The 13,109-nt window shown below is 39.9% G+C and carries 13 protein-coding genes; 6 read left to right on the top strand and 7 right to left on the bottom strand.

What is annotated here, in order from left to right:
• Nucleotides 1-130: 130 nt before the first annotated feature.
• Nucleotides 131-1,651 carry a glutamate--tRNA ligase gene (gltX, locus tag OK025_RS09465; protein WP_317669256.1) on the bottom strand — a complete coding sequence of 507 codons (1,521 nt, stop codon included), beginning with the start codon at nucleotides 1,649-1,651 and terminating at the stop codon, nucleotides 131-133.
• Nucleotides 1,652-1,772: 121 nt separating this feature from the next.
• Here gltX and OK025_RS09460 point away from each other — a divergent pair, with 121 nt between their 5' ends.
• The 4 genes from OK025_RS09460 (at nucleotide 1,773) to OK025_RS09445 (ending at nucleotide 5,517) form a co-directional block, all read left to right on the top strand.
• Nucleotides 1,773-3,002 carry a HAMP domain-containing sensor histidine kinase gene (locus OK025_RS09460; RefSeq protein ID WP_317669255.1) on the top strand — a complete coding sequence of 410 codons (1,230 nt, stop codon included), beginning with the start codon at nucleotides 1,773-1,775 and terminating at the stop codon, nucleotides 3,000-3,002.
• Nucleotides 2,983-3,531: a DinB family protein gene (locus tag OK025_RS09455; RefSeq protein WP_317669254.1), complete on the top strand. Its 549-nt coding sequence runs from the start codon at nucleotides 2,983-2,985 to the stop codon at nucleotides 3,529-3,531. Before OK025_RS09460 ends, OK025_RS09455 begins: the two co-directional genes overlap by 20 nt.
• Complete coding sequence (locus tag OK025_RS09450) at nucleotides 3,497-3,922, top strand: hotdog fold thioesterase (protein WP_317669253.1); 426 nt, start codon at nucleotides 3,497-3,499, stop codon at nucleotides 3,920-3,922. The genes OK025_RS09455 and OK025_RS09450 overlap by 35 nt, the downstream gene beginning before the upstream one ends.
• A gap of 302 nt (nucleotides 3,923-4,224) precedes the next feature.
• Nucleotides 4,225-5,517, top strand: coding sequence for a sugar MFS transporter (locus OK025_RS09445; protein ID WP_317669252.1), 1,293 nt, complete (start codon nucleotides 4,225-4,227; stop codon nucleotides 5,515-5,517).
• Nucleotides 5,518-5,587: 70 nt separating this feature from the next.
• Here the strand turns inward: OK025_RS09445 and OK025_RS09440 are convergent, their stop codons facing one another.
• Together OK025_RS09440 and OK025_RS09435 are read right to left on the bottom strand one after the other, a co-directional pair.
• Nucleotides 5,588-6,436, bottom strand: a complete 849-nt coding sequence (locus tag OK025_RS09440) for an IS3 family transposase (protein WP_317664290.1) — start codon at nucleotides 6,434-6,436, stop codon at nucleotides 5,588-5,590.
• A 14-nt stretch (nucleotides 6,437-6,450) separates the two neighbouring features.
• A complete protein-coding gene (locus OK025_RS09435; RefSeq protein WP_317664289.1) occupies nucleotides 6,451-6,879 on the bottom strand; it encodes a helix-turn-helix domain-containing protein in 429 nt (142 codons plus the stop codon).
• Between the two features lie 262 nt (nucleotides 6,880-7,141).
• On the opposite strand from OK025_RS09435, the gene OK025_RS09430 reads away from it, so the two are divergent.
• On the top strand, nucleotides 7,142-7,987 hold the full coding sequence (locus OK025_RS09430; RefSeq protein WP_317669251.1) for a DUF2911 domain-containing protein: 846 nt from the start codon (nucleotides 7,142-7,144) through the stop codon (nucleotides 7,985-7,987).
• An 85-nt stretch (nucleotides 7,988-8,072) separates the two neighbouring features.
• Here the strand turns inward: OK025_RS09430 and cdaA are convergent, their stop codons facing one another.
• Entirely contained in the window at nucleotides 8,073-8,867 is a 795-nt protein-coding gene (gene cdaA / locus OK025_RS09425; protein WP_046672648.1) for a diadenylate cyclase CdaA, read from the bottom strand.
• Nucleotides 8,868-8,927: 60 nt separating this feature from the next.
• Between cdaA and OK025_RS09420 the strand changes: the two genes are divergently transcribed.
• Nucleotides 8,928-9,644, top strand: a complete 717-nt coding sequence (locus tag OK025_RS09420) for a pyridoxine 5'-phosphate synthase (RefSeq protein ID WP_205400327.1) — start codon at nucleotides 8,928-8,930, stop codon at nucleotides 9,642-9,644.
• 226 nt (nucleotides 9,645-9,870) lie between these two features.
• Here OK025_RS09420 and lepB read toward each other — a convergent pair whose 3' ends face one another.
• From lepB to OK025_RS09405, 3 genes are all read right to left on the bottom strand, one after another.
• Nucleotides 9,871-11,439, bottom strand: a complete 1,569-nt coding sequence (gene lepB / locus OK025_RS09415; protein ID WP_317669250.1) for a signal peptidase I — start codon at nucleotides 11,437-11,439, stop codon at nucleotides 9,871-9,873.
• A 16-nt stretch (nucleotides 11,440-11,455) separates the two neighbouring features.
• A complete protein-coding gene (gene dapB, locus OK025_RS09410; RefSeq protein WP_317669249.1) occupies nucleotides 11,456-12,199 on the bottom strand; it encodes a 4-hydroxy-tetrahydrodipicolinate reductase in 744 nt (247 codons plus the stop codon).
• A 183-nt stretch (nucleotides 12,200-12,382) separates the two neighbouring features.
• On the bottom strand, nucleotides 12,383-13,108 hold the full coding sequence (locus tag OK025_RS09405; RefSeq protein ID WP_317669248.1) for a DUF5683 domain-containing protein: 726 nt from the start codon (nucleotides 13,106-13,108) through the stop codon (nucleotides 12,383-12,385).
• Nucleotide 13,109: the final 1 nt, after the last annotated feature.

Below are 13,109 nucleotides of genomic sequence, written 5' to 3'. Positions count from 1 at the left end.
AAAGCCAACATAGTAAACCCATGGATACGCTGTTGCCCCCCCATGGATCAATCAAACAAGGCTTTAAAAACAAAGGAGCTGTGTGCAAATACATGCACAAGCTCCTTTTTTTATTTTGTACTTAATCTATTTAAGCATCAAATTCTTTAAGTGCTTTTTTCACACGTGCTATTACCTCGTTTTTACCGAGTAATTCAACGATCTGAAAAACATCTGGTCCGAATTTACCGCCTACCAACATAATCCGGAATGGCATCATCAGCTCGCCCATTTTCATTCCCGATGCCTGAATCGCATCTTTGAAGAAAGGCTCCAATTCAGCAGCTTTCCACGTATCAAATCCTTCGAATGATTGGTTTATACCCTCAAAAAATGCTGTTTTTTCAGCAGACCACTTAGGCTTCACAGCATTCAAATCATATTCCGCAGGTTGCAAAAAGAAGAACGACGCCTGACTCCAAAAGTCTTCAACAAAAGTTAAACGTTCTTTCACAGCATCCAATACCCTGCTCACGTAAGCTTCGTCGGCATCTACTTGATGATGTTCCAATACTGTTTTGATCTTTGGCAACAAGGATTCTGTCGACGAGCGTTTAATCCATTCATGGTTGAACCATTTTGCTTTTTCAAAATCAAATTTCGCACCGGCTTTACTGATACGGTCAACACTAAATTTCTGAATCAATTCATCTAAGGAGAAAAGTTCCTGTTCGGTACCATCATTCCAGCCTAACACGCCGAGCATATTAACAAAAGCCTCGGGCAAGAAACCCATCTCACGGAACCCTTTTGTTGTATCGCCAGATTTAGCATCAGTCCAGTTCATCGCATAAACAGGGAAACCCAAACGATCTCCGTCACGCTTGCTTAGTTTACCGTTTCCATCTGGTTTAAGGATCAATGGAAGGTGTGCCCAGCCTGGCATGCTATCCCCCCAGCCGAGGTATTCCCACAATAAGATGTGGATAGGTGCCGAAGGCAACCACTCTTCACCACGGAATACATGCGATATTTCCATGGCCTTATCATCTACAACAACAGCGAGGTGATAAGTTGGCATGCCATCTGCCTTAAGCAATACCTTATCATCGACAAGGTTTGTATCAAAAGCAACCTTTCCACGGATCATATCCGTGAATGATACCGTTTCATCTGTCGGAATCTTTATACGGATGGTGTGCGGAGTACCCGCATCCAATAATTGTTGAGTTTCAGCGGCAGACAAACTCAATGAATTACGTAATTGAAGTCTGTTCTCGTGGCTATAGCGAAAATTAGGCTGCAACTTACGCTGCTCATCCAGCTCCTCTGCTGTGTCGAAAGCATAATAAGCATAACCATTCTCGATCAACTGCTCAGCATATTTCCGGTAAGATGGTTTTCGCTCACTTTGACGGTAAGGTCCATATTCGCCTCCTTTTAACGGGCTTTCATCTGGGGTCAAACCACACCATGCTAAACATTCGTTGATATATTCCTCAGCACCTGGGACAAAACGAGTTTGGTCCGTATCCTCGACACGTAAAATAAAATCTCCCTGATGCTGACGCGCATAGAGAAAATTAAACAAAGCTGTACGTACCCCACCTAGGTGAAGACCACCTGTAGGGCTCGGTGCAAAACGCACTCTTACTTTTCTTTCTGAACTCATGCCGCAAAATTACCACAAAATTTTTGATTTGGATGGTACGTTAACTTCTTCAATGAAATAAAAGTGCAGAAAACAGACATTTATTCAGTAATTTGCAAATGAAGGACACGAATACGGAATCATGAAACCCTATCAGATTAGCCAGCAGCGCTGGAAATTTATCTTACTTATTTTTGCAGCTATCATTGCTGTCGCCTCTTTGGTCTATACCAATTATCTGGTTCGAAATCTTGCGCATGCCGAGCGTTCAAAGGCTGAAGTATGGGCCATGAGCACCAAAAATATCATGACCATGCCCGACGTTGATGATGAATTCATAACGTTTATCTACGCCGTAAGAGACAGCCTCAATTTACCAGCTATTATTACAGACGATAAGGAAGACATTATCTTCTGGCGTAATCTCGATTCCACAAAGACAAATATTAAACCCGGACACAACGACAGTGTTACAAAACATCTCGATTATGACCCGGCCTATTTCCAAAAACAGCTTGCGTTTATGAAGAAAAGCCATCCTCCGATTACATTGGAATTGGAAAATGGTCAAAAATGGCATGTCTATTATAAGGATTCTTGGTTTTTACAACAATTAAGGGTGTTTCCTTATGTACAACTATCGCTGATTGCACTCTTTCTCATTATTGCTTATACAGTTTTCAATTCTATCCGGAAATCTGAACAAAATCTCGTTTGGGTTGGGCTCACCAAAGAAGCGGCACACCAATTAGGCACCCCTATTTCGTCGTTGATGGGCTGGTTAGAATTGATTCGCATAAAATTTGATGCCGAAGAAGATGATACCCTAAATGAAATGGAAAATGACATTAAGCGACTTGAAATCGTCGCTGACCGCTTTTCGAAAATAGGATCTACTCCCGTGCTGACTAACCATAACCTGTATGATGTCATCAAAAATTACATGGATTATTTCCGCATACGAACCAGCAATAAAATTGCTTTCGAATTAAAAGGTGACAGCCATCTTGAAGCACAACTCAATATTCCACTCTTTGATTGGATTATCGAAAATTTATTGAAAAACGGAGTAAACGCCATTGGCACAGAAGGAAAGATAACTGTTAATATTTCAGAAAATATTGCGAAAGAAGAAATTTTTATAGACATTAGTGATACGGGCAAGGGAATTCCGAGATCTAATTTTGAATCTGTTTTCCAGCCGGGGTTCACAACACGGAAAAGAGGTTGGGGGCTTGGCCTTAGTCTGACAAAAAGAATGGTGCGGTACCACCAGGGGCAAATTTTTGTAAAAGAATCTGAAGTAGGTAAAGGAACAACATTTCGAATAATCTTAAAAAGCAATTTAAAATATGAAGCCACTCAAATCTGACGAATATCCAGCAGTCTACGCGCCTTATATTGAGACTGTCGTCGATAACGTGTTTGATGCACTAGAAGAACAAACGCTCTCCTTTCCAGCATTTCTGGACACGATACCAGAGGAAAGAGGTAATTTTAAATACGCCGAAGATAAGTGGACAATCAAAGAAGTTGTTGGCCACGTCATCGATAATGAGCGTATCATGGCTTATCGGGCATTGCGTTTTTCACGTAACGACCTTAAAGAGCTCGCTGGATACGACCAGGATTACCTCATTCAGTATTCCCGTTACAACGATCGCACTTTAGAAAGCCTGAGTAAAGAATTTACTTTTCTCCGCAAAGCGAACATGATGCTTTTCAATAGTTTTAATGAGGTTGAATTGGAACGTAAAGGGATGGCATCTGAACGGCTAACAAGTGTAAAGGCGCTCTTGTATGTCATTGCTGGCCACCTCAATCATCATCGCATTATTATCCAAGAACGTTATCTAAACTCAGACGATGTCAAAAATTTGGTTTCAGCATTACAGCATTGAGGAAATAAACGTATTTTTCAACAAATACTTATCAGGTCTGCTGGAGATTCAAGCAACAGAAATAAATGACAACTCCATCACGGCGACCATGCCGGTAACGGATAAAGTCAAACAGCCACATGGTATTTTACATGGCGGTGCTTCTGTCGTTCTGGCGGAGTCCTTGGGAAGTATCGCATCCAACCTCGTGGTTGATCCAGAAAAATACCGCGGAGTTGGACTTGAAGTAAATGCCAATCACATACGCCCGGTCAGCAGTGGAGTAATTACAGCAAAATGTAGTCCCCTACACATTGGTCGATCCACACATATTTGGGAAATAAAAATGTACGATCGCTTCAACAAATTAAATTGTATCTCAAGACTTACAGTAGCTATCGTTCCAAAATAACGATAACTATACCACTCTTGCTAACTCGATTTATCACCACGTTCCAATTACAATTCGACAATATTTATAAGCAAAGGAGGATAAATTTCACAATTTATCCTCCTTTTTTTTGTCAATTAATTATCAAAATCCCCTAAAAATATGCCTTTATTTATTTCCAATATTCAAGAAATTTAAGTAGTCTTGTAGGATGGATACTTTAAAAATCAGTAATTATGAAGCGCAATCGTTTGTTCATTCCTTATTCCTACTGATTTACCAATCCTCGAACGATAACTTAACTAAATATAATAAAACAAAACATGACCACTAATCCTAACGTTGGTAAAACAGCTTTTCGCCCTATGGCCATCTGCTGTGGTTTATTTTTTATCCTCGGTTTTATTACCTGGGCAAACGGAACCTTAATTCCATTCTTAAAAATCGCTTGTAACCTCGAAACAGATTTGCAAGCTTTCTTCGTAACCTTTGCTTCCTATATTGCTTATTTTTTCCTAGCACTTCCAAGCTCAGTCATCATTAAAAAAATTGGTTTCCAAAATGGTTTAGTTGTCAGTCTTATTATATTAGGTTTAGGATCTTTGATCTTTATTCCTGCGGCAGATAATAGAAGCTACGGCCTATTTTTAACGGGAATCTTCATCCAAGGTTCAGGAATGGCATTATTACAAACAGCCGTTAACCCTTACTTAAGTATTATTGGTCCCATTGATAGCGCTGCGCAACGTATTTCAATAGCTGGATTTTTCAATAAATCGGCTGGTATCATTGTACCTATCCTTTTTGGAACACTCTTTTTAAAAGATGCTCAAAAGGTAACAGCAAAATTAGAAGCAACAACGGATCTTGTCCAAAAGAATGCGATCTTAGATGATCTTCTTCAACGCGTACACACTCCCTATATCTCGCTTGCAATTATATTCGTTGCCTTCGCAATATTCTTAAAGTTCACACACCTGCCTGAGGTCGATGTGGATGCAGAAGAAGAAACCAGCGCAGAAAGCGGAACTGTGGCAGCAAAGAAAACATCGATATTTCAATATCCACATTTGTTCTTGGGGGCTTTGGCAATTTTCTTCTGTGTGGCCGTCGAAGTTATGGCCGGAGACATCATTGGCGTCTATGCACGTGAACTGAAAGTTGATCCTTTCTTTACAACCTATGCAACAGCATTTACACTCGCTTGTATGTTGATCGGTTATATTATTGGTATCATTTCTATTCCAAGATTTGTATCACAACAAATGGCCCTACGCATTTGCACCATCATTGGCATCACGTTCACCGTTATTTCTGTTTTCACAACCGGCACAACATCATTTATATTCGTAGCCTTGTTAGGCATCGCTAACTCCCTCATGTGGCCAGCGATCTTCCCGCTAGGAATTAAAGGTCTGGGAAAATTCACAAAAACAGGATCAGCAATCATGATTATGGGGATTGCTGGTGGAGCGATATGGCCTTTGATCTACGGGCTTTTGAAAGATCATTTGCATATTGATTTTCAACATGCATTCCTATATGCAATGGTTCCGGGCTATCTATACATTATGTATTTCTCAATAGCAGGTCATAAAGTTGGAAAAACGAATTAATATAAATCCATCTTATATTGACTAGTCCTGAAAAATCGATACAGGTTTTCAGTGATTAAAAATAAATAATTTAAACAGTAGTAGCCGATAGGTTGCTACTGTTTTTTGTTTTATAAGTTCTGAAGTTCATGTTTGATTTCATGTGCATCTGATTTGGAGTTAGCATATGATTAGACCAATGTGGTCTGTCATTATTATAGATATCGATTGCTTCAGCTACGATCTGCTTCATCAAATGTAGATCTAAATGATAGGTATCAATCATGAACTCTTGTTTGAGTATACCATTGATTCGTTCAGCGATGGCATTTTCATAAGGATCAGAGTTTTCTGTCATACTGCACCTGAGCTGATACTTGTTTAGGTAATATTGGTATTCTTCTGCACAATATTGTACCCCTCTGTCGGAATGATGGATTAACGGCTCGTTTGTTTTTCTTTGTTTTTGTGCCATTTTTAGTGCTTTTACAACATGCGGTGTGCACATGGTCCGCGAGACCTCAAAGCCAACAATTTTTTTCGAATAGGCATCTGTAACCAAACTCAGGTAACAGGGGCTTTCTCGCTTCCCTATGTAAGTGATATCACTTACCCAAACCTGATTGGGACGGCAAACAGTCACTTCTTTAATAATATTCGGATATTTTCTAAATCTATGATGTGACATAGTGGTCGTATGATAGCTTCTTTTAGGTGTAATTAACAAATGGTTGGCGCGTAAAATATCAAAGAATTTGTCTCTGCCCACTTTTAATGCCTGTAGCTCCCTTGCCAATATATGGTAAAGTTTCCGTGTGCCTATTCTTGGCTGGGTAGTGCGTATTTCATGAACTAAGTCCACAATTTTCCCGGCTATACCCTGGCTCCTGGCTATACGTTTGATCCTTCGATAATACACCTGCCTGTCTAACCCGAACAATCCACAAGTAAAACTTAGGCTTTCTTGTTTTTCTTGCCGGAAACGATTGATTGCGCGGGTTTCAAGTTTTTTCTTACGTCGATTTTATATTCTTTTTCTGCAATATCGATCATCATGTCAAAGATGATCGCTTTGGAATCAGCGATGTGATTCTGATGCTCAAGTTGAGCCTTTTGCTTCTCCAGCAGTCTGACTTTGGCTTCCAGTTCTAAAATGCGCTGTTCTGGTGACTTTGCCATATTGGATGGTATTTGATTCTCCCAATCAAAGTTACCATATTTTTTTAACCATTTGCGAATAGTGCTATCTCCCTGGATGCCATACTGTTTTTGAGCTTGGGAGAGTGTCAATTTCCCCGATTCAATCTCTTTAACGACATTCAGCTTCAATGTTAAAGTGTAATCACGCTGAGTCCGCTTTACATAATTTGTTCCTTCTTCCATAACGATTCTTTTTGTGTATCGATATTTCAGGACGAGACATATTTTAAGAAAAAAAGGCATCTAAAAATAGATGCCTTTTTTTCTTAAAATTCTTCCTATTTTTAGGAGATAGATGCTGTAAGAGCCATTAAATATTACAGCCATACTATAATCAGATTTTCTGTTTTTTCAACAGGAGAAATGGAAAGCATGATCAAATGCTTATCAACAGCATATTGAACCACAGGATTAAGCATACAACAGAAAACAAACAATGATACAGATGAAAAAGAATCTTTTTGCAATTGCCATTGCCGCAACAATGATGTTTACGGCCAACGAATCTTTTGCGCAGTTAAAACTACCTGCAGCAAGTAGCTCACAGACAGTTACTCAAGGATTAGGTATTGAAAACGTAACCCTTAATTACAGCAGACCTAGCATGAACGGTCGTAAGATTTTTGGTGATCTTGTTCCTTACAGCGAAGTATGGCGCACAGGTGCAAATACAAATACAACCTTAACCTTTGAAGGTGACGTTGAGTTGAATGGACATAAGCTTTCCGCCGGAACTTATGCGCTTTTCACGATCCCGAACAAATCGGAATGGACCATCATCATCAGTAAAAACACAAAACAGTGGGGCGCCTATACCTATAAACAAACCGAAGATGCCTTACGTTTCAATGTTAAACCGCAGACCTTAGCAAATCCAGTGGAGACTTTTACCATCTCCTTTGACAATGTTACACCTACCGGTGCCGTATTGAATTTAGCTTGGGAAAAAACGTCAGTAAAAGTTGATCTCAAAGTCAATCAACAGGCTAAAATATTAGCTTCCATCGACGAGGCCATGAAGGGCGAGAAAAAACCTTATTTTGCCGCAGCCCAATACTACTTCAGTAATAACTTGGATCTAAATAAAGCGCTAAACTGGTTTGACGAAGCTGCCAAAGCGCAACCTAAAGCTGCCCACGTCCTTTATTGGAAAGCAAAAGCACAATTAAAAGCTGGAGATAAAAAAGGTGCAATAGAGACTGCAACAAAAGGTCTTGAAGTTGCCACAGCAGATAAAAATGGTGAATACATCAAATTAAATACGCAAGTTATCAACGCTGCAAAGAAATAGGTATTTATAACTAATAAATTCCCCAGAAGGTTAGATACTTTCTGGGGAATCGTTATTTAAGGCTTATTTTATAACTCGGCTTTTTTTATAGCTCATCTTTTAGCAATTGTTCTAGTTCCTCTGGTGAAACGTTCATATTGACGTTTCCGTCCTTCGCAAAAGATATCTCGCCAGTTTCTTCAGAAACTATCACAGCAATCGCATCCGAGATTTCCGTTACCCCAATAGCAGCACGATGGCGCAGTCCGAACTGCAACGGCAAATCCTCACTATCCGACAATGGTAGCACACAAGATGCGGTCATAATCTTAAAATCAACAATAACGACTGCACCATCATGCAAAGGACTATTTTTATGAAAGATACTTTCAATCAGGCGCTTCGAAATATGGGCATCGATATACTCCCCACTGCTCTGATAATACTCCTCATCAAAATATTTTGAAAAAACCAATAAAGCGCCTGTCCGTGTACGCGACATGCTTCTACAGGCTTCAATAACCGGTTTTAAGTCTTCCGTCAAATCCTTTTGTATAGCTTTCTTATTCCCGATAAACGACCAAAAAACTTTTTTCCTTTTCATGGATATGTTCTTCCCAACGTGCAGTAAGAACCGTCTGATTTCCTGTTGGAAAACGACAATCAGGGCGATGGAGCCTACAGATATAAAACCGCCGAATATCTCGGTCAGCAAGCGCATGTGCATCTGCTTAACGACTATATAAACACCATAAAATAGTGCTACACCAATCAGGATATTAACAGCAATGGTCCCTCTAATCAAACTATAGATATAGTAGATAATAATCGCTACCAATATGATATCAATAACGTCCAATAGGCGAAAGCCGCTAAACAAGCTATAGTCGATTCCATCCATATATGCAAGTTAAAAAAAAATAGATATTATTTGTATTTTTACAACATAACATACAGGAAAATGACCAGACTTTCAGTAAATATCAATAAAATCGCAACGCTCAGAAATTCTAGAGGTGGCAATAACCCAAATCTAGTATCTGCGGCCTTAGCCTGTGAACGTTTTGGAGCACAGGGCATCACTGTTCACCCGAGACCGGATGAAAGACATATTCGATATCAGGATGTCTTTGATTTAAAAGCAGAAATTCAGACCGAACTCAATATTGAAGGAAATTGCCAGGAACAGAAATTTATTGACCTTGTATTGGCCAATAAACCAGCACAAGTAACCTTAGTGCCAGATACCGAAGGACAATTGACCTCGAATCATGGCTGGGATACCATCAAGAACAAAGCCTACCTACAAGATATGTGCAAATTGTTCAAAGACGCAGGCATACGCGTTTCTATCTTTGTTGATCCGGTTGAAGAAATGGTAGAGGCCGCGGCGGAAACAGGAACAGACCGTATTGAGCTTTATACGGAAGGATTTGCCACCGAATATGGCTTTGACCGGGAACTCGCGATAAAACCTTATTTCAAAGCGGCATTAAAAGCACGTGAAGTCGGTTTAGGTCTAAATGCGGGCCATGACTTAGATCTCAACAATCTGCAATATTTCAACCAACATATCCCCGAACTCCTGGAAGTAAGTATAGGCCATGCCCTCATCTCTGATGCACTTTACCTAGGACTAGAAGAAACCATCAAACGTTATCTGGCTTGTTTGAAATAGCACAACATTTGTAGAACACCGAAACCTATAATCGATAAGCTTTCGGCGATTTAAAAAAATTGTGACTTATGTACAGTTTCAGGATTTCGCCAGCGGCAGCAGTTAGAAAAGTGAATGGAAGGTGTTTCTAGCCAATAGAAAAAAACATTCAAAAAAAGGGCTTTCTTAAACGAAAGCCCTTTTCCTTACCTCCAAACCAGAGGCTTTATTGCTCAACTTGCAATTACTAATGAATTCCTTTAAAGATACGGTTCCAGCGAATTTTCGAAAGTCCGGTACCAATTTCGTCCCAGCTCATCCAAGTAAATAAGGCCTTTCCGACAACATGATCTTCGGGAACAAATCCCCAGCCCCTTGAATCCAGAGAATTATGGCGATTATCACCCATCATCCAAAAGTAATCCATTTTAAACGTATAATGGTCTGCTTTCACATCATTGATATAAATCCCATCCGAACGTTTTTCCAACTTGTTATTTTCATAAACACGGATAGCTCTTTCATAAATGGGCAGAGTCTGTGCATTTAATGCCACCGTCCATCCTTTCTTCGGGATTAAAATCGGTCCAAAATTGTCAAAATTCCATTTGTATTGTGGATCATAAGGATAAGCTCCTTCTCCACCCGAATTTCTTCTGATTTCTTTGACATTCGACCAAGATTTTACAATGGCTAGTTCATCTTTTGTCATGAACAACTGGTAAACACCAGGCTGCTGATCGCCACCGGCTGTTTCAATTCTCAACTCCCGTAACCTATCCATATTCAATGGGGTACCATCCGTTAATACGAGATAATCCAATTGGCTTTCTGGAGGATCAAATCCTGGTTGGTCGTTCACAAAGAGTTTAGCATCTTTCATGAAAATTTTATCGCCAGGCAATCCAACACAGCGTTTAATATAATTCTCCCTTTTATCAATAGGTCTTGCCTGGATTGTAAACTGAGAATTGACGGTCTGCCAACCATAAGCTCTTACAAGATCATAATAACTTGAATTTTGGTTTTCAAGCGCGACAGTGTCACCTGCAGGAAAATTGAAGACAACGACATCATTACGTTCAATCTTTTGAAATCCCGGCAGACGTTTATAGGGTAGTTCAATTAATTCAGAATACGCTTTCCCTCCAGTGATGGGCATCGTATGATGGGCAAAAGGAAAGGCAATCGGCGTGTTGGGAACACGCGGTCCATAATTTAACTTGCTTACAAATAAGAAATCCCCGATCAACAAGGTACGCTCCATTGATCCTGTTGGAATCATATACGCTTCGATCAGGAAGCCACGAATAAGCGATGCCGCTACGGTTGCAAATACAATGGCATCCGCCCACTCGCGTACCATGGATTTCTTATACGGATATTTAATTTTATAATCCTTATACGATTCAAGTGCAATTTCCGCGCGCTTCTCTTCAGTCAGTTCAACACCTTCTTGGCTTGCGGCCTTCAGATTTTTCGCATATAAGCCATTCAAAAAACGTACATTGTTATCCTTTGCCCACATCGGCAGAACGATAAAAGGGACCAAAACTGCAGCAGCATTCTCCCAAAAACGACGTTTTCCGAAACAATGTATAAAATCAAGATAAAGATTATAGAAAACAAAGACATTGACAATTGGAACCAGCAATAAAATCACCCACCATGTAGGTCTTCCGGTCAATTTTGCCTGAATATATTGGCTATAAAACGGTACGATTGCTTCCCAGCCATTTCTGCCAGCTTTAACAAACAATTGCCACAGTCCATATCCCGATATTGCTGTTAAAACCGCAAATATAATTAAGCCCATAAACTACTTATTAGTACTATTTATTAAAATCAAAAATTTCAGTAACTTGATAGAAACCTTTTTTGCCATTCAACCATTCAGCGGCAACCACAGCGCCTAAGGCAAATCCATCGCGGCTATGTGCTGTATGTTTAAATTCGATTTGGTCAACCTCCGAGCTATAAAGCACTGTATGTGTTCCCGGAACCTCCTCAATACGATGACTTTCTATTAAAAGTTCCTGTGGTTTTGGAATAATTTCATCCTGCTCGCCAACAACAGTATTCACCCAGTTGGTTTTCACATCGCTATTATCCAATATCCCTTCAGCAATGGTAATTGCTGTACCACTTGGTGCGTCCAATTTATGAATATGGTGTATCTCTTCGACCTGAACATCATATTGTTTATATGGCTGCAAAGCCTTCGCCAACATTCTATTGATATGGAAGAATACATTTACTCCAATGGAAAAGTTTGATCCATACAAAATGGAACCACCAGCCTCCAGACACTTCGCCTTAACCTCATCCAATTGGTCGTACCAACCCGTTGTTCCGACGACAATAGGTACGCCTGCCTGAAGACAAAGATCCATATTATCCAGTGCTGCAGAAGGCACACTAAAGTCTATTGCGACATCAGCTCCTTTGATATCATCAGCAGTCAGGTTAGGACGATTATGTTCATCGACAACTAAAAAAATTTGATGGCCTCTTTTCAGCGCGTATCTTTCGATGATCTGCCCCATTTTGCCATATCCCAAGAGAATGATGTTCATATATTTAGAAAAAAGTATAGTTTATTTTTAAAATTAAAAAATTTCAATGAAATACCCATGTTTAAAAACCACAAACATCAATCTGAACTAGCAGTGTATTTGCAATATTCACTAAAAGACAAATGAGATAAACCCTGATCAACAATTATTTCCAATCGAGATATCATCTTAGGAATACGGGATTTAATTGAATTTCATGGTCAATTTAAGTCCTACAGTAGGTTTAAATGAATAAGTTCCCGACGCGAGACTCGCATCCATTAAAGTAGGTCCAATTAAGAAAGCAGTCTTTTTGGGTTTATCCTCGCCAATACTCCAACGATACTTGAGCATTGAGTCGATGTAGGCCTCCGCAACATTCAGACCATAAACACCTAAAGTAAGAAGCACCATGAGGTCCCGATTTCGTCGTGCATTATCTTTCGCACGAATAATAGACTGAATAGAAACACCGCTATAATACGGATCGATTGGTCTACCGAGTTCATTGTCTTGCAACACCCCTAAAAGTTCTTTATAATAGCGATTATTAAAATCAAAAACCAGGACGGTTGTTAATAAACCACCGTAGATAGCCGGCACTTTTATCCACCACACACCACCGTTGGTATATTGTCCCCAGCCCGGAAGTACCAAAGAGCGTTTCCAGGCTTGTTTATTTTTTGCTTCAATAGCCAAGCGGGTCGAATCCTTGAACACAACCTTCTCTTTCGCCTTAGCTTCCTCCTTCTCGCGTTTTTTACGTTCTTTCCGAGATTCTTTCTTTACGGTATCCTGTACCGATTTTTGCTTTACGCTATCTATTTTGACCGGTGGTGCTATTTGTTTCTTGGGGATTGTATCCACAGTCTGTCCATGTACCACCGACAGTGCAAACACCGCAAATATCAAGCTTATTAACTTGGCCATA

Origin of the sequence: Sphingobacterium sp. UGAL515B_05 (assembly GCF_033097525.1) — a bacterium.
Taxonomy (GTDB): Bacteria; Bacteroidota; Bacteroidia; order Sphingobacteriales; family Sphingobacteriaceae; genus Sphingobacterium.
This window is presented reverse-complemented; position numbering and strand designations above follow the sequence as displayed.